Origin of the sequence: Acrocarpospora phusangensis, from assembly GCF_016862995.1 — a bacterium.
Taxonomy (GTDB): Bacteria; Actinomycetota; Actinomycetes; order Streptosporangiales; family Streptosporangiaceae; genus Acrocarpospora; species Acrocarpospora phusangensis.
In genome coordinates, this window is the sequence record NZ_BOOA01000038.1 from 58376 (window position 1) to 73471 (window position 15096).

The following is a 15096-nucleotide window of genomic DNA, read 5'->3' on the forward strand; positions in this document are numbered from 1 at the left end:
TGTGGACGTTGCAGGGCATGGGAGCGCACCGGCCGCCGCACTGCCGGCCGTTCTGTCCGGTGAAGGACAGGGCGCGGCGGTCAGGCGAGCGAACTGGAAGGACGGCGTGGTGGTGTCGAGTCCCCCGGGACAGGGGACCGTCCGGACCGACCTCGAACAGGTCTTCCGGACGGCCTATCCGCGGGTCGTCGCGGTCGCCGCGCGGGTGCTCGGAGCCAGGGACGAGGCCGAGGACGTGGCCCAGGAGGTGTTCCTGACGTTCGGGCGCTCCAAGGTGCCGGCCGGGGAGGCGCAGGCGTGGCTGTCGGTCGCCGCCGCGCACACCGCGCTGAACCACCTGCGCTCCGGCCGCCGCCGCGCCTCCCGCGAGGAGGCCGCCGACGACGGCCAGGCCGTCAGCCCCGACATCGCCGACGCGGTCGTTACCCGCGACGAACGCCGCCGCGTGCGCGTGGCGCTGGCGCGGCTCCCCCGCAGGCAGGCCGTCGCCCTCGTCCTGCGGCACAGCGGCCTCAGTTACGCCGAGGTCGCCGCCGCCCTCGATCTTTCCCCCGGCAGCGTGGGCACCATCGTGCGACGCGCCGAGTCCGCCCTGCGCAAGGAGTTGAACGATCATGCGTCATCCGACTGACGGCACGCTGCGCCGGCTCGTGGACGAGCCAGCGGGTGTCGCCGACGCCGATCGCGAGCACGTCGCGGGCTGCCCGGTGTGCCTGGCCGGGCTGGCGTCCGCCCAGGAGGACGCGGCGGCCGTCGGCGCCGCGCTGAGCTTTGATTCCACCGTGGACGTGGACGCCGGGTGGCGCCGCCTGGCCGGCGCCGCAGAAGGGCGGCCCGGCACTGTCGTCCCCCGCCGCCGCCGGCTTGCGCTGCTGCGCAGCCCGCTGGTGGCCGCCGTCAGTGTCGTCGCCCTCCTGATCGGAGGCAGCGCCGCGGCCGCCGCGGACTGGCTGCAGATCTTCCGTACCGAGCAGATCGCCCCGGTCGTCGCGCCCGAGTCCGAGCTGGTCAAGTTGCCGGAACTGGACGCCTTCGGCCAGGTCCAGGTGACCGAGGAGGTGGACATCCGCCAGGTCGCCGACGCCGGCGCCGCGGCCAAGGCCACCGGCCTCTCCGTGCCGCGGGTGAGCAGGCTGCCCAAGGGCGTGACGGGTGATCCCACGTACCACGTCCTCGGGCGGGTGAGCGGGGTGTTCACCTTCTCGGCGGCGAAGGCCGCGCAGACGACCAAGGCGGCCGGGCAGACGCCGGTGCCGCCACCGCCCGGCCTGGACGGCAGCCAGTTCCAGCTGAGCGCGGGCCCGGGACTGGCCGCGGCCTGGACGGCGGGACGCCCGGTGCCGGCCCTGGTCGTGGCGCGCGCGGTCGCCCCCACCGCCGCCTCCTCGGGCGTACCCTTCGAGACGGCCCGCGACTACCTGCTGTCCCTGCGCATCCTGCCGGAGAACGTCGCGTCGCAGCTGCGGGCCTTCTCCAGCGACGGGATGACGCTCCCCCTGTTCACGTCGGTCGAGCAGCTGGCGAGCACCGCCGCCGACGTCGGCGGCGTGCCGGCCACGGTGCTCACCTCGCGGGACGGCGCGATGGCGGCGGTGGTCTGGGTGATCGACGGCAACATCACGGTGGTGGCCGGCTCGCTGGACGCCGACGAGGTGCTGTCGGTGGCCCGTGAACTGCGGTGGGACCGATGATCGGGCCCTCCCTGGACACCGCGCGGCAGCTGCTCGCCGACCTGCCTCCCGCTCCGGCGGCGTGGTGCTCGGGCCTGCGCAAGCGGTACAGGAAACAGATCGCGGTGGACGGCGTGTCCTTCACCGTCGGCCGCGGCGAGGTGGTGGGCCTGCTCGGGCCGAACGGCGCCGGCAAGACCACCGTCATCAAGATGCTGCTCGGCCTGGTCCGGCCCGACGCGGGCGAGGTGCTGCTGCTCGGGCGGCCGTCGGGAGATCCGCGGTCCCGGGCCCGCGTCGGCTACCTGCCGGAACTCTTCCGGTACCAGCCGTGGCTGACCGCCGCCGAGGTGCTGGCCCTGCACGTCCGGCTCGCGGGCGTCGTGGTTCCGGAGCAGGAGCGGCGCGAGTGCCTGGCCACCGTCGGCCTCGCCGACCGCGCTCGGGACCGGGTGGGCGGCTTCTCCAAGGGCATGCAGCAGCGGCTCGGACTGGCCGTCGCGCTGGTGGCCCGCCCGGACCTGGTCATCCTGGACGAGCCGACCAGCGCCCTGGACCCCGTCGGCCGGGCCGACGTCCGGGACCTGCTGCTGGTCCTCAAGGAGCGCCAGGTCGCCGTCCTGCTCAACTCGCACCTCATCGGCGAGGTCGAGCGGGTCTGCGACCGGGTCGTCATCCTCGACAAGGGCCGGGTCTCCGCCTCCGGCACCCTGGCGGAACTGCTCGGCCAGCGCGAGGTACGGCTGCGCCTCGACGGGGTGAGCGCGGCGGCCGAGGCCCGGCTGGCCGCCGCCGGGCAGCTCACGCGCAGCGGGGACGCCTTCACCGTCGCGCTGCCGGCCGAGCAGGACACCGCCATGGTGCCGGACCTGGTGGCCGACCTGGTCGGCCTCGGCGTACGCGTGCACGCGGTCGAACCCGGGCGGATCAGCCTGGAGCAACGCCTGCTGGACATCCTCCGCGCCGACACGAACGCCGACACGAACGGTGACCGCTCATGACCGCCCGGACCGTGCTCACCCTCGCCGCCCTCACCCTGCGGGAGGCCGCACGCCGCCGGGTGCTGCGCTCACTCGGCCTGCTGATGGTCGTGCTGCTGGGGCTCAGCGCCTGGGGATTCTCCAGCCTGCTCCACATGGAGTTCGACGGCGCCACCCTCACCACCGGGGAGGCCAGGCTGGTGGCCTCCCAGGTGATCAACCTGGTGATGTTCGGCCTGAGCCTGATCGCCGCGCTCGGCACGGCGTTCCTGGCCGGGCCCACGCTGGCCGGTGAGATGGAGTCCGGCATCGCCCTGGCGGTCCTGGCCCGGCCGGTCCGCCGCTCGGCGGTGCTGCTGGGCAAGTGGCTGGGCCTCGTGATCTTCGGCGCCGGCTTCGTGGTCGTCGCCGGGCTCGCCCAGTTCGTCATCGTCTGGGTGACCGTCGGCTACTGGCCGCCGCAGCCGGTGACCGGCCTGGCGCTGCTCGCGGCGCAGACGGCGGTGCTGCTCACGCTGGGCCTGCTGCTGTCCACCGCCATCTCGCCGATGGCGTCGGGCATCGTGGCGGTCGGCCTTTTCGGCGCCACCTGGATCGCGGGCGTGGTCGGCGGCGTCGGCCTGGCCCTCGGCAACGAGAGCGTGGCCCAGGTCGGGACCGTCTCCCGGATGCTCCTGCCGACGGACGGCCTGTGGCGCGGGGCCATGCACGCCTTCCAGGACCCGCTCGCGCTGGCGCAGGCCGGCGGTCCCGCGCTGCAGGGCGGCTTCCCGTTCCTCAGCGTGGCTCCGCTCGCGCCCGCCTATCTGGCGTGGACGGCGCTCTGGGTGGCTCTCGTGCTCGGGCTCGCGGTCCTGGCCTTCCGCCGCCGCGACCTCTAGCCCGGGCGAGAGGCGAGAATGTCGAGGTAGTGCGGGCTGTACATGACGCCCAGCACGTTGCCGAACGGGTCGACCACCGAGGCGGTGACGAACCCCGCCTCGCGCGGCGTGACCGGCTGGTACTCCTTGGCGCCCAACGCCAGCAGCCGGTCCACGGTGGCGTCGAGATCGTCGACGTGCCAGTACATCACGGCGCCGCCGGGTTCGGCCCCCGCGCCCGGCGGCGCGTACCCGCGGTCGACGATGCCGAGTTCGGCCTGGTAGTCACCGATCCGGAACTCCGCGTAGGCCGTCCGCCCGTCGGCCCTGACCGCGTGAAGTACGGCTCCACGCCCAGGAACTCCGTGTACCAGGCCACGGCCGCCGCGACGTCGTCGGCCCAGAAGCTGATCGTGCTGAATCCCCGCAGACTCGTCATGAGTCCTGCCTTTGCCCGATATTTCAACCGCTACGCGTACGATCTCGCCGCATAGGCTCAAGGCATGAAGGCGGTCGTCCAGGACACGTACGGCTCCCCCGACGCGCTCGCCGTACGGGAGATCGACAAGCCCCAGGTCAAGGACGACGAGGTGCTGGTACGGGTGCGCGCCGCCTCCGTACATCCGGACGTCTGGCATGTGGTGGCCGGCCGGCCGTACGTGCTGCGGATCATGGGGGCCGGGCTGCGGCGGCCGAAGGTCCGCGTGCCGGGCACGGACGTGGCGGGCCGCGTCGAAGCCGTCGGCCGCGACGTGACACGCTTCCAGCCCGGCGACGAGGTGTTCGGCGAGACCCTGCGCGGCAACCAGTGGAAGAACGGCGGTGCCTTCGCCGAGTACGTCTCCACCGCACCGGACGGCCTGGCCCTCAAACCCGCCACCATCAGCTTCGAACAGGCCGCCGCCGTCCCCACCTCCGGCCTCATCGCCCTCCAGAACTTCCCACCCGATCGGGTACGACCAGGCCAAAGTGTGCTGGTCAACGGCGCCGCGGGCGGCGTGGGAGCCATCGCCGTACAACTCGCCAAGGCGTACGGAGCGACGGTCACCGGGGTCGACCACACGACCAAACTCGACATGGTGCGTTCACTGGGGGCAGACCACGTCCTCGACTACACCCGCGACGATTTCACCCGCAACGCCGAACGCTACGACCTGATCTTCGACGTCCCCGGCAACCACTCCTTGGCGGACTGCCGCCGCGCGCTCACCCCCGAAGGGAAGTACGTCCTCATCGGCCACGACCGCTACGGCGACGCGAGCGGCCGATGGCTGGGCAGCCTGCCCCGCTTCATCAAACTGATGACCCTCTCGATGTTCGTGAAGCAACTCCCGAACCTGAACACCCCAGTGCCGGACAAGAAGGACTTGATGGCCACCCTCCGGGACCTCCTGGAGACCGGAAAGCTCACCCCGGTCATCGACCGGACCTATTCCCTGGACGAGGTACCCGCCGCGATCCGGCACCTGACCGAGGGCACGGCCCGGGGAAAGATCGTCATCACGCTGTAGACGCTTCCGTCGGGGGTATCGGAGTGAAGATCGTCATACCGGGCGGCACCGGGCATCTGGGCCTCCTGCTGGCGCGTGCCTTCGAGGGTCACGAGGTCGTCATCGTCAGCCGGCGTGCGGACATCCAGGTGCCCGGCGCCCGTACGGTGCTGTGGGACGGGCGCACCCCGGGCGGGTGGACGGCCGAGCTCGACGGCGCCGACGCGGTGATCAACCTGGCCGGGCGCAGCGTGAACTGCCGGTACACCCAGGCCAACCTGCGGGAGATGATGTCCTCCCGCGTCGACTCCGCCGCCGTCGTGGGCGCGGCCATCGCCCAGGCGGCCCGCCCGCCGCGTACGTGGCTGCAGATGAGCACCGCCACGATCTACGCCCACCGGTACGACCAGGCCAACGACGAGGAGACCGGGATCATCGGCGGCGGTGAGGACGGGGTGCCCGGCTACTGGGCCTTCAGCGTCGAGATCGCGAAGAACTGGGAACGCGCGCAGGCCGAAGCACCCACGCCCGGCACGAGGAAGGTCGCGCTGCGGACGAGCATCGTGATGGCTCCCGGCCGGGGCGGGGCGTTCCACCAGCTGTGGCAGCTGACCCGGCTGGGCCTCGGCGGGCCGGTCGGGGGCGGCCGGCAGTACATGTCGTGGATTCACGACCGCGACTTCGTCCGGGCCGTGGAGTTCCTGCTGGCCCGGGAAGACCTCGAAGGGCCGGTCAATCTGGCGTCGCCGGGCCCGTTGCCGTACCGGGAGTTCATGGCGGAGCTGCGGCGCGCGGCCGGGGTGCGGGTGGGGTTGCCGGCCACCCGCTGGATGGCCGAGATCGGCGCGTTCGTGCTGCGCGGCGACACCGAGCTGCTGCTGAAGAGCCGCCGGGTGGTGCCGGGGCGGCTGCTCGCGGCGGGCTTCAGGTTCGAGCTGCCCGGATGGCCGGACGCGGTGCGTGACCTGGTGGCGCGCGGCGGCTGATCAGGCCGCCGTGAGCTGGGCCGGTACCGGGGCGCCGAGGTAGTCGAGGAGGTCGGCGACCTTGTGGTCGAGTTCGACGCCGACCGCTGTGATGGCGGGGTCGTCGAAGCCGCCGAACTGGGCGCTGGGCTGGTCGATGCTGAAGCGGGTCACGCCGTCGGCGTCCTCGCAGATCGTGGTGCGCAGCGGCGCGTACAGCATGACGGTCGGGTTGTGGTGGAACATGCGCTGGGCGATCGTGTGGTTGCCCATGAGGTACTGGACGCTGCGCCAGCGGTCGCCGGAGAGCCGCAGCAGCGCGGTGTTGTCGAACGACCAGTAGATGATGAAGCCGTGCGGCGCGTTCTCCTCGGTCGCCCGCAGGACGGCCGGCCAGTCGGCGTTCTCCGCCATGAGGTGCTCGAAGACGGGCATGTCCAGAGCCGGCACCGCTTGCTCGTACCTGTCCCGGAACTCGTCGAATCCTGTGCCCGTGTCAACGGTCAGCCGATGGGCTTCGTATGGCTTGTCTGCGGTGTGGACGGCCATGTTGTTCCCCCTTCGGTGAACGAGGGCCTGTTCGTCCACCGTACAACGGGGGCCGGGCGGGCGGCCCGCCCCGCACGGGCGGGCCGCCACGGCGAGAGGTTAGGGAACGACCAGGTAGAACGGCAGGTCACGGCGGCCCGACCTGGCGGTTCCGGTGATGACGGTCAGGACGCCGGCGCTGTTGCCGCACTCGACGGTCGGCGTGGTGCGGACCATCGCCATGCCCCACGGCGTGTACCCGGTGGCCGTCAGCGTCGCGATCGGCGTGAGCCCGGCGACCGGCAGGGTGGCGTCCTCGAAGGTGATGCAGTAGACGCCCCGGTAGGGCTTGACGAGGGACCTGATGCCCTTGGCCCGCAACAGGACGCCGCTGGAGGACACTTTCGCCGCCGCCGTGGCGTTCGCGGCGGCGATCGGGCCGGGCACCTCGTGCGCGGACGCGGGCGCGGGGGCCCACAGACCCAGCCCGGCGGCCAGCCCGGACATCGCGATCAGCGTACGGGCTCGCTTGCTGCTGAACATATCGGTGTTTCCTTCGCTCGAAAGATGGATTGGCGAATTGACAACGTATCGTGGTCATGCTGTCGCGAAGCGTGACACGCGTGGTCAAGATCGATTTTTGGACCATCCATGTGCCGAAGAAGGAGAAAGGCGGCGTTTGCCGACCTGATCAGGGTTTGAGCCGGGCAGGCTCTCGTTCTGTGGAAGCGGTGGCGGAAGGGGCGTCGAGGCGGAGCCGGACCAGATCCTTCGCCGCCTGGGCGGGTGTCATCTGCCGGTGTTCCGCCGTGTCGAGGAGGTCGGCGACGGTGTGCTCGATGGCTTCGACGCGTTCCCGCGCCGCGGCGGGGGTTTCGTGGTGCAGCTCCAGGGTGAGCGCGTTGATGACTCCGCCCGCGCTGACCACGTAGTCGGGCACCCAGACGATGCCCCGCCGATGCAGGAGGCCGGCGACGGCCTCGGTGGCCAGCTGGTTGTTGGCCGGGCCCGCGATGGCGGAGCAGCGCAGACGCGGCACGACGTCCCCGGTGAGGATGCCGCCGAGCGCGGCCGGGACGAGGATGTCGGCGTCCGCGGTGAGGGCTTCCTCCGGCGAGACCCAGGTGGCGCCGAGTTCCTCACTCGCCGCCCGTTTGGCCGGGTCGATGTCGCTGACCAGCAGGTCGGCTCCCTCCTCGGCGAGCAGGCGGGCCAGCCGCATCCCGACGCTGCCCAGCCCCACCAGCGACAGGCGCACCCCGGCGAGCGCCCGCGTGCCGTGAAGGCGCCGGCTCACCGCGCGCAGCGCCGCCAGCGTGCCGAGCGCGGTGGCCGGTGACGAGTCGCCGCTGCCGCCGTGCTCTGCCGGCTTGCAGAAGACATGCGGGGTGCGCTCACCGATGACCGCCATGTCCTGCGGAGTCGTACCGACGTCCGGTCCGGTCGCATAGCCCCCGTCCAGGGACGCGATCGTGTCGGCCACGTCGTCCAGCACCGCGCGGCGCAGGGCCGCGTCCAGTTCGACCCCCGGGGGCACGGCGACGACGGTCTTGCCGCCGCCGTTCGCCAGCCCGGCCACGGCGCATTTGGCGGTCATGCCGGCGGACAGGCGCAGCGCGTCGGCTAGGCCGTCCCGCCAATCGGCGTAGTGCCAGAGCCGGCAGCCGCCGACCGCCTGGCCGAGCGTGGACGAATGCACGGCGACGATGACCGGCAGGCGTGAGCGCGGCCCCGTACGGATCAGGACCTGTTCGTGGTCGAGGATGGACATGTCGTCGGACCTCCCCGTCATACGAGCGGTGTTCCCGGGAAGTATCGGATGTCCAGCCGCGTGATGGGGCCCTCGCCGTACGTATGGTCGGAATCACCGGCAGAATCCCGTACATGGACGAACTTGATTCGCGGATCATCCAGCTCCTCCAGACAGATGCGCGGCAGTCCAACCGCGAACTGGCACGCCGGCTCGGCGTCGCGCCCTCCACCTGCCTGGAACGCGTCAGGGCGCTGACCCGCCGCGGCGTCATCCGCGGCTACCACGCCGAGATCAACCCGGCCGCGCTCAACCGCGGCGTCCAGGCCATGGTCTCGGTCCAGGTACGCCCCCTCAGCCGCACCATCATCAACGCCTTCAAGGACTCCGCGAGCGCCATGCCGGAAGTGCTCAGCGTCTTCGTGCTGAGCGGCGGCGACGACTTCCTTCTCCACGTCGCCGTCCAGGATCTCGACCACCTGCACGCCTTCCTGCTCGACCAGCTCAGCAAGCGCCGGGAGATCGCCGGCTTCCGCACCTCGATGATCTTCCAGCAGGTCCACGACGCCGCCCCCGCCAGGCTCCCTGACGTGCTCCCCCGCGAGTGACCGACGGCCCCGGCCGGGTCAGCGTCCGGCGGGCACGGGAGCACGGCGGTTGGCGCGCACGCTGGTGATCGTGACGGTGAGCAGGACCGCCACGATCACCCCCAGCGAGATCGGGGTGGGAATCTCCGGGACCCAGGTCCAGACGCCGTGGGCCCAGTGCAGGATGAGCTTGATCCCGATGAAGGCCAGAATGACGCCGAGGCCGTGATTGAGGTGCCGCAGCCTCGTCAGTACGCCCATGAGCACGAAGTAGAGCGCGCGCAGGCCCAGCAGGGCGAAGGCGTTGGTGGCGAAAACGAGGAACGGGTCCTGGGTCACGCCGTACACCGCGGGCACCGAGTCGACGGCGAAGACGATGTCGGTGGCGAAGACGGCCACGACGGCCAGCGCCAGCGGGGTCAGCGCGCGGCGACCGCTCTCGCGGACGACCAGGCGGGTGCCGCGGTAGTCGTCGGTGATCGGCATGAGGCGCCGCAGCAGCCGGACGGTGCGCATGGAGGAGATGTCGACCTCGCGCGCGTGCCCGCCCAGCGCGTCCTTGACGATCTTCCCGGCGGTGACGATCAGGATCGCGCCGAACAGCAGGAACGCCCAGGTGCCGCTCTGCAGGACGGCCGCGCCGAGCGCGATGAAGATCGCGCGCAGCACGAGCGCGCCGATGATGCCGAACAGCAGGACCCGCTGGGCCAGCGCGTCCGGCACCGCGAAGGCGGACAGCAGCAGCATGAACACGAACAGGTTGTCCACCGACAGGGACTTCTCCACCACGTAACCGGTGAAGAACTCCATCGCGACGCCGGTCCCGAAAGCTCCCCATACGTACAGGGCGAAGATCAGGGGCAGTGCCAGGTAGAAGACCGACCAGCCGACCGCCTCGCCCATCCGGATCTCGTGCGGGCGCCGGGTCAGGATGAAGTCCACGGTCAGCAGCAGTATCAGTGCGGCGATGGTGATCGTCCACAGGGCCGGCGAGCCGATCGTTTCAAGATCGGCTACTGTCGGGGCCGCCTCGGTGGGCATGGAACCTCCTCGAACGTGTTTCGCCGTTCGAGGTCTCCTTCGCCCGCCGTTCGGGCGGCTGCCCGGGAAACGTGCTGAGACGTCCGTACTGACCGGGATCAGCTCTTGGGAAGTACTCCCCTCGTCCCTCCAGGCTAGTCGACATTTGACCCGGGCTCTGAGCTGGATGAATAGTGGAGGGAAACACGGAGGGGAGTACCCGCCGTCCGACACCCCGATCGTCAGCACGGTCCCAGCGCAGGCAGGCCCGGCGGGGTGGCCCTACCGCGAAACGGCGGGAGGGTGCGGGAAGACCTTCGTCCTCGTGGTCACGGGAGGGGTCCCCATGTCGGACACCGTGTTTCTTGAGATTCTGTTGGGTCTCTTGGTGACGATCTCCGCAATCATCACCAATGCCGTCCTGTGGCCGACGCCACCGCGATCCCACGCCGTCAACCGCCGTCCGGCCGTCTCCCCCGCGCCGCCCCCTGGAGACCCAGGAACGGGATCACCCGGTCCCACGCGTTCTCCCAGGCCTTCACCCCAGGCCGCATCAGGTAAAGCAACCAAATCAGCTTTACACACTACGGGTTACAAGCTCGCAAATGCGGATGTGGGTCTGCACGCTTCGACGGGAGAGTGTGTGTCGCGGCTTGTTGATAGTGGTCCGGCGTAGGTTGGCGGCTTATGGGTTGGGGTCGGGCATCAGGGTGACCCGGTGTTTGGCTAGTTCGGGGATGAGGGCAGCGAGTTCCTCGGGGCCCCAGATCGGTGCGGGCTTGCCAGGTGCGGGATCGATGCCGTTGTCGAGCCAGAATTGTTCGTGACCGGCGGGGAGCATGAAGGTGAGCAGTCGGCCGGGCAGCTTTCCGGTGTTGGTGAAGCCGTGGCGGTTGCCGCGTGGGACGAAGAGGAAGTCTCCGGGGCCGGCGGCGATGGCTTCGTCGCCGTTGATGAAGGAGAAGTCGCCGTCGAGGACGTAGAACGCTTCCTCCTCGCGTCCGTGGGAGTGGGCGATCGCGCCTCCGCCGGGTGGGACGGAGCTTTCGAGTACGCCTAGTGCGCCCCCAGTCTGCTTTCCGCTGATCTTGACGGTGGTCGTGTCTCCGATCACCCATGTGGTGACGCCGCCGCCGCGGGGGACGAAGATGGCGTCTTTGCGGGTCCAGCGCGGGTCGTCCTGGTCGGGAATGGGAGGGGGGGTGAACGTCATGCCATCTCCTCGGTGGTGTTGAGCAGTCGGCGTAGCCAGGTGATGCGTGCGTCGAGCATGCGGGTGGTGAGCGCCGCATTGGGCGCCATGGTGTCGAAGGTGTGGAAACCTCCCGGCCAGACGTGCAGTTCGGCTTGGACGCCGGCTGCCCACAGTGCGGAGGCATACGCGACGTCCTCGTCTCGGAAGACTTCGGCCGAACCGCAGTCGAGATAGGTGACCGGCAGGCCGCCCAGGTGTTCGGCGCGGGCCGGGGCGGCATAGATGGAGACTTCGTCGGTGCCGCGGCGCTCGCCGAGCAGTGCGGTCCATCCGGTGAGGTTGCTGCCGCGATCCCAGATGCCGATGCCCTCGTACTGATGGGTTGAGGTCGTGGTGTCGCGGTCGTCGAGCATGGGGTAGAACAGCATCTGGCCAAGCACCGACGGCCCCTGCCGGTCTCGGGCGAGCAAGACCGTGCCCGCCGCTATGCCTCCGCCGGCGCTGGCTCCGGCGACGATGATGCGATCCGGGTCGATGCCCAGCTCGTCGGCGTGTGCGGCCATCCAGGTCAGGCCGGCATAGGAATCTTCCACCGGGTAGGGGTCGGGGAACTCGGGGGCGAGCCGGTATTCGACGCTCACCCCGACGACGTCGAACTCGTCGACCCAACCGGCCAGCTGGCCCAGATCGGTGAAACGGTTGCCGAAGATCATGCCGCCGCCGTGCACGTAGTAGACGCCGGCTGTGGCGGTGGTGTGGTCGCGGCGCCGCAGTACCGAGACCTCGATCTCGGCGCCGTCGAAGCCGTCGATGACCATGGTCTGGTGTTCGATGGGTCGATCACCGATGGCCAGCTCGGCCGTGGACCGGCCCGCGGTCATCGTGCGTAGCGCTGGAATCATGTCCGCGGTGACCGTCACGGGCAGCATTTCTTTGAGCGCGTTGAGTGTTTGAGCCAGTTCCGGGTCGTACGGCGGGCGAGCGATGGTCGCGGTCATGGTTACTCCTTTGACGTGAGGAAGATGAGTCGCCTGGTCAGAGGGTGGCGATGGACAGGGTGAGGATGGCGCCGCCGGCGAGCAGCAGAACGGCGGGCGCGGTGACGTTGAAGTCCTTGACGCGCAGGTGGGAACCGACCGCGCCGATGAAGTAGGCGACGACGCCGGCCGCTGCGGCGATGCCGATCGGTGCCCAGAACAGTCCGGCCAGCAGGCCGAGCGCCCCCGCGATCTCAAGCGCCGCCAGCACCGGAATGAGCCGCTGTGCCACGCCGACTCGGGTCAAGGTCTGCACCTGACTGGGCGCATGACGCAGCTTGCCGTACGCCGAGACGAGCAGCACGAGCGCGAGCAGAACGGAAGCGATATCAGTGACGAAAGCCATGACCACGTACTCTTTCATCTTTTCGTAGTGACTTGTTTTTTACTAGCTCCTCGGAAAGGTAGCACATCCGGGTAAGCTCGAGGAGTGATCGAGGTGAGTGATCCCCAGCACCAGGAGCGCGCGTGCAGCGCCGCACTCGTCCGCGCCTTCTCGTTCTTGGGCAAGCGCTGGAACGGCATGATCCTGGGGACCTTGCTCGACGGCCCGGCCGGCTTCGCCGAGCTGCGCCGTGCCGTCGGCAAGATTCATGACTCGGTGCTCTCCGAGCGGCTGGCCGAACTGTCCGCGGCGGGACTCGTCGAGCGAACGGTCGACCCCGGGCCACCGGTTACGGTCAGCTACCAGCTCACGGAGAAGGGCCAGGCATTACTGCCCGCTCTGCGTGAACTGTCCGCTTGGGCCGAGGCCAACTTGCCCGAATGAACGGGCTACCGGCACAACTTGCTGCCCCGCAGGGCTTTCGCCGCGGCCGGACGATCCTCGATGAATCTGGCAGTGGTGGCGTCATCCACGCAGGCGTCGACGGCGGTGAAGGCGTGGTCTCCTCCGCCCGGCGAAAGACCATCGAAGAGCCAGCCAGTGTTAACTTGATCGTCCTGATCGGACTGGGAATCTAGAGCCCGGCACTGATGCGCTCGACCCTTGCTGAGCGCCGCTGAGCAGTACTCGATGACCTGGTAGTGCCCAAGGTCTTCTTAAGACCGCCTACGCTCTCGCCGCTGAGGGCGTCCGGTAAATGCCGAGCAGCGTGCTCGCTCCTCGGCTTCGTCGTCCTCGTCCAGGCCAGGCGCGTCCGGGTCGCGCAGCGGTCGTAGGGCGCCGGCGGCCGGGACGCTGGCGGTGAAGCCGTAGCGGCCGAGCAGGTTCAAATTGCGTGCTTGAGCGGGGAAAGCCGGGCAATGTCCTCCTCGCGGATCTCGTGGCCTCGGCCTGGAACTGGGCGACGGCGGCGTCGATGTAGCGGGTCGTCCAGAGCACGATGGCGTTGAGGACCCAACCGAGCGCGTGGAGCTGGTCCTCCATGCCGTCGTGGTACGCCTGGTGATGGTGCCGCGCTTGCCGTGGCACACGTCTCGGGCCAGCTTGTGGCGGGATTCCTGCACGGTGAGCTGGCGGTTCATCTGACGGCGGTAGGTGTCGTCGACCGGGTCGACTACTCGCAGCAGGTGCTCGGTCTTCGCGATCCGCCCGTACTCCGCGAACGCCGCTCCCCACGGGGTAGAGCGCCCCTCGCGGCCGAACATGCGCAGCAGGTCGTAGGCGCGGACCTGGTTAGTGACGAGGGAACCGGCGACCCTCAGCATGTCCGGCCAGTGCGTGATCACCGTGTTCAGGTTGACGCGGATGCGGGCCAGGTCCTCCAGCGCGCCGTACGTGCCCGTCTCCACGCCGGGCATCGTGGCCCGTCAGAACCGCTGGTCGTCCAGGTCGCGGAGCCGCGGGCTGAAGTTGTAGCCAAGGATCTTGAGCAGGCCGAACACCATATCGGAGTGAGAAGGGGCGTCGGTAAGACTCGTGCAACCAGGTACACGCGATTGAGTCCACCCAGGTCGGCGGTGCCCTACTCGTCGGTGGGTGTCGAGTCGGGCGTGGCCGCAGATGTGGTGGACAGGGCGAGGGCGCCCGCTCCGTCGCCGTGCCGGGCCAGGAGGGTTGTCACGCTGGCGACCTCGCCTATTCAGGTGTCGCCTCTTCAATGAGTCTGAACTGATGCGTGGTCGTCGCCTGGGGCGTAGCGTCGCCACGCCTTTATGCCGTTCCGGCCGCCGGCCATGGGCCCTATCGTGACCCGACCAACCAAAGAACTTCACCGAGCATCGGCCCGGGGACCGGCTACGGCGATCCCAAGATCCACACCCGCAGCGTCTGGTCCGCACCGCAGGACACGGCGATGGTCTCGCCGGCCAGGGTACCGACGGCGACGGCGCGGAAGAAGGCTGGGGCGCCGGCGACTGGCTCACCCGCAGGGTCAGGTCACGCCGAGGCCGCGCAGGAAGGCGTCCGCGACGAGGTCGGCCGCCTGCGGGGGATCCACTGCGGGGAACCGGTGGGCGATGCTGTCGACGAGTGCGTCGAGGACCGCACGTGCCCAGGCCGCATCGATATCGGCGCGCAGGTAGCCCTCATCGCAAGCGCGCTGGATGAAGGTGCTCAGGCGCGCACTCTGCGCTTCACGGCGAGCGCTGGCTTCGGGGTCCTTCTGCATCATGCGGCGCGTATCGACAGGCCACTCGCGGGCGACCGGGATGATCCCCTCCAGATAGCGGTGGAGAGCGACCGGCACCGGGGCCTCGGTCAGCCGCGCCTCGTCCAGCACCCGCTCGGCCGAGTCGAGTTTGGCCTGGAAGACGGCGCGCAGCAGCGCCTCCCGATTCGCGAAGCGGCGATGAACGGTGGTGCGGTCGACACCCGCCGCAGCGGCGATGGCCGCCATCGACGTGCTTGGATCCTCCGCCAGGAGGCGGGCCCCGGTGCGGAGGACGGAGGACAGGTTGCGTGCGGCATCGGCTCTCATGGTCCGGCGATCCTAACCAGCAGTGGTGATTACAGCGCCATCATCCCATAGTGAGATTCATCTCATCTATCTATTGCAACATTGATGTTGCAGTTGACGAAGAAACGGCTACATTTGGGTTGCGTCCTGGAGGGCGGCAAGAAGCGAGATGAG

At 69.7% G+C, this 15096-nt stretch carries 20 protein-coding genes and 1 pseudogene; 10 read left to right on the forward strand and 11 right to left on the reverse strand.

The genetic code is table 11. From position 1 onward, the window contains the following. The first annotated feature begins 1 nt into the window (after position 1). The 4 genes from Aph01nite_RS22805 to Aph01nite_RS22820 are packed head-to-tail and all read left to right on the forward strand — an operon-like array spanning position 2 to position 3531. Complete coding sequence (locus tag Aph01nite_RS22805; protein ID WP_204042994.1) at positions 2-631, forward strand: sigma-70 family RNA polymerase sigma factor; 630 nt, start codon at positions 2-4, stop codon at positions 629-631. Further along, positions 615-1691 (forward strand): hypothetical protein, encoded by a 1077-nt coding sequence (locus tag Aph01nite_RS22810; RefSeq protein ID WP_204042995.1) that lies wholly within the window; start codon positions 615-617, stop codon positions 1689-1691. Before Aph01nite_RS22805 ends, Aph01nite_RS22810 begins: the two co-directional genes overlap by 17 nt. Continuing rightward, positions 1688-2671 carry an ABC transporter ATP-binding protein gene (locus tag Aph01nite_RS22815; protein WP_204042996.1) on the forward strand — a complete coding sequence of 328 codons (984 nt, stop codon included), beginning with the start codon at positions 1688-1690 and terminating at the stop codon, positions 2669-2671. The genes Aph01nite_RS22810 and Aph01nite_RS22815 overlap by 4 nt, the downstream gene beginning before the upstream one ends. Further along, a complete protein-coding gene (locus Aph01nite_RS22820; RefSeq protein ID WP_204042997.1) occupies positions 2668-3531 on the forward strand; it encodes an ABC transporter permease in 864 nt (287 codons plus the stop codon). Before Aph01nite_RS22815 ends, Aph01nite_RS22820 begins: the two co-directional genes overlap by 4 nt. On the opposite strand, the gene Aph01nite_RS42490 is transcribed toward Aph01nite_RS22820, so the two are convergent. Further along, a complete protein-coding gene (locus Aph01nite_RS42490) occupies positions 3528-3719 on the reverse strand; it encodes a VOC family protein (RefSeq protein ID WP_307836792.1) in 192 nt (63 codons plus the stop codon). The two genes, Aph01nite_RS22820 and Aph01nite_RS42490, sit on opposite strands and share 4 nt — an antisense overlap. Between Aph01nite_RS42490 and Aph01nite_RS42495 the strand changes: the two genes are divergently transcribed. The 3 genes from Aph01nite_RS42495 to Aph01nite_RS22835 are packed head-to-tail and all read left to right on the forward strand — an operon-like array spanning position 3708 to position 5986. Then, a complete protein-coding gene (locus Aph01nite_RS42495; protein ID WP_307836793.1) occupies positions 3708-4004 on the forward strand; it encodes a hypothetical protein in 297 nt (98 codons plus the stop codon). The genes Aph01nite_RS42490 and Aph01nite_RS42495 overlap by 12 nt on opposite strands. Positions 4005-4013: 9 nt before the next feature. Continuing rightward, a complete protein-coding gene (locus Aph01nite_RS22830; protein WP_204042998.1) occupies positions 4014-5021 on the forward strand; it encodes an NAD(P)-dependent alcohol dehydrogenase in 1008 nt (335 codons plus the stop codon). Positions 5022-5044: 23 nt separating this feature from the next. Further along, positions 5045-5986 carry an epimerase gene (locus tag Aph01nite_RS22835; RefSeq protein WP_204042999.1) on the forward strand — a complete coding sequence of 314 codons (942 nt, stop codon included), beginning with the start codon at positions 5045-5047 and terminating at the stop codon, positions 5984-5986. Here Aph01nite_RS22835 and Aph01nite_RS22840 read toward each other — a convergent pair whose 3' ends face one another. The 3 genes from Aph01nite_RS22840 to Aph01nite_RS22850 form a co-directional block, all read right to left on the reverse strand. Beyond that, positions 5987-6514 (reverse strand): DUF302 domain-containing protein, encoded by a 528-nt coding sequence (locus Aph01nite_RS22840; RefSeq protein ID WP_204043000.1) that lies wholly within the window; start codon positions 6512-6514, stop codon positions 5987-5989. 99 nt (positions 6515-6613) lie between these two features. Beyond that, positions 6614-7036 (reverse strand): hypothetical protein, encoded by a 423-nt coding sequence (locus Aph01nite_RS22845; protein WP_204043001.1) that lies wholly within the window; start codon positions 7034-7036, stop codon positions 6614-6616. A 148-nt stretch (positions 7037-7184) separates the two neighbouring features. Further along, the gene (locus tag Aph01nite_RS22850; protein ID WP_204043002.1) at positions 7185-8264 is read right to left on the reverse strand and encodes a Glu/Leu/Phe/Val family dehydrogenase; all 1080 of its coding nucleotides are present in this window, start codon (positions 8262-8264) and stop codon (positions 7185-7187) included. A 113-nt stretch (positions 8265-8377) separates the two neighbouring features. Between Aph01nite_RS22850 and Aph01nite_RS22855 the strand changes: the two genes are divergently transcribed. Continuing rightward, entirely contained in the window at positions 8378-8851 is a 474-nt protein-coding gene (locus Aph01nite_RS22855; RefSeq protein ID WP_204043003.1) for an Lrp/AsnC family transcriptional regulator, read from the forward strand. An 18-nt stretch (positions 8852-8869) separates the two neighbouring features. Here Aph01nite_RS22855 and Aph01nite_RS22860 read toward each other — a convergent pair whose 3' ends face one another. The 4 genes from Aph01nite_RS22860 to Aph01nite_RS22875 all read right to left on the reverse strand — a co-directional run bounded on the left by Aph01nite_RS22860 (position 8870) and on the right by Aph01nite_RS22875 (position 12446). Next, positions 8870-9871 carry a TerC/Alx family metal homeostasis membrane protein gene (locus tag Aph01nite_RS22860; protein WP_204043004.1) on the reverse strand — a complete coding sequence of 334 codons (1002 nt, stop codon included), beginning with the start codon at positions 9869-9871 and terminating at the stop codon, positions 8870-8872. Positions 9872-10535: 664 nt separating this feature from the next. Beyond that, positions 10536-11063, reverse strand: coding sequence for a cupin domain-containing protein (locus Aph01nite_RS22865; protein ID WP_204043005.1), 528 nt, complete (start codon positions 11061-11063; stop codon positions 10536-10538). Continuing rightward, positions 11060-12043 carry an alpha/beta hydrolase gene (locus Aph01nite_RS22870; protein WP_204043006.1) on the reverse strand — a complete coding sequence of 328 codons (984 nt, stop codon included), beginning with the start codon at positions 12041-12043 and terminating at the stop codon, positions 11060-11062. Before Aph01nite_RS22870 ends, Aph01nite_RS22865 begins: the two co-directional genes overlap by 4 nt. 37 nt (positions 12044-12080) lie before the next feature. After that, positions 12081-12446 carry a DoxX family protein gene (locus tag Aph01nite_RS22875; protein ID WP_204043007.1) on the reverse strand — a complete coding sequence of 122 codons (366 nt, stop codon included), beginning with the start codon at positions 12444-12446 and terminating at the stop codon, positions 12081-12083. A gap of 75 nt (positions 12447-12521) precedes the next feature. Between Aph01nite_RS22875 and Aph01nite_RS22880 the strand changes: the two genes are divergently transcribed. Further along, positions 12522-12851 (forward strand): winged helix-turn-helix transcriptional regulator, encoded by a 330-nt coding sequence (locus Aph01nite_RS22880; protein WP_239161889.1) that lies wholly within the window; start codon positions 12522-12524, stop codon positions 12849-12851. Then, positions 12848-13045, forward strand: coding sequence for a hypothetical protein (locus Aph01nite_RS22885; protein ID WP_204043008.1), 198 nt, complete (start codon positions 12848-12850; stop codon positions 13043-13045). Before Aph01nite_RS22880 ends, Aph01nite_RS22885 begins: the two co-directional genes overlap by 4 nt. Positions 13046-13133: 88 nt before the next feature. Here Aph01nite_RS22885 and Aph01nite_RS42675 read toward each other — a convergent pair. From Aph01nite_RS42675 to Aph01nite_RS22900, 3 genes and pseudogenes are all read right to left on the reverse strand, one after another. Then, a pseudogene (locus tag Aph01nite_RS42675) lies at positions 13134-13825 on the reverse strand (Tn3 family transposase). A 9-nt stretch (positions 13826-13834) separates the two neighbouring features. Continuing rightward, positions 13835-14029, reverse strand: coding sequence for a Tn3 family transposase (locus Aph01nite_RS42220; RefSeq protein WP_275419274.1), 195 nt, complete (start codon positions 14027-14029; stop codon positions 13835-13837). Between the two features lie 368 nt (positions 14030-14397). Next, a complete protein-coding gene (locus Aph01nite_RS22900) occupies positions 14398-14943 on the reverse strand; it encodes a TetR/AcrR family transcriptional regulator (RefSeq protein ID WP_204043011.1) in 546 nt (181 codons plus the stop codon). Positions 14944-15096 lie beyond the last annotated feature (153 nt).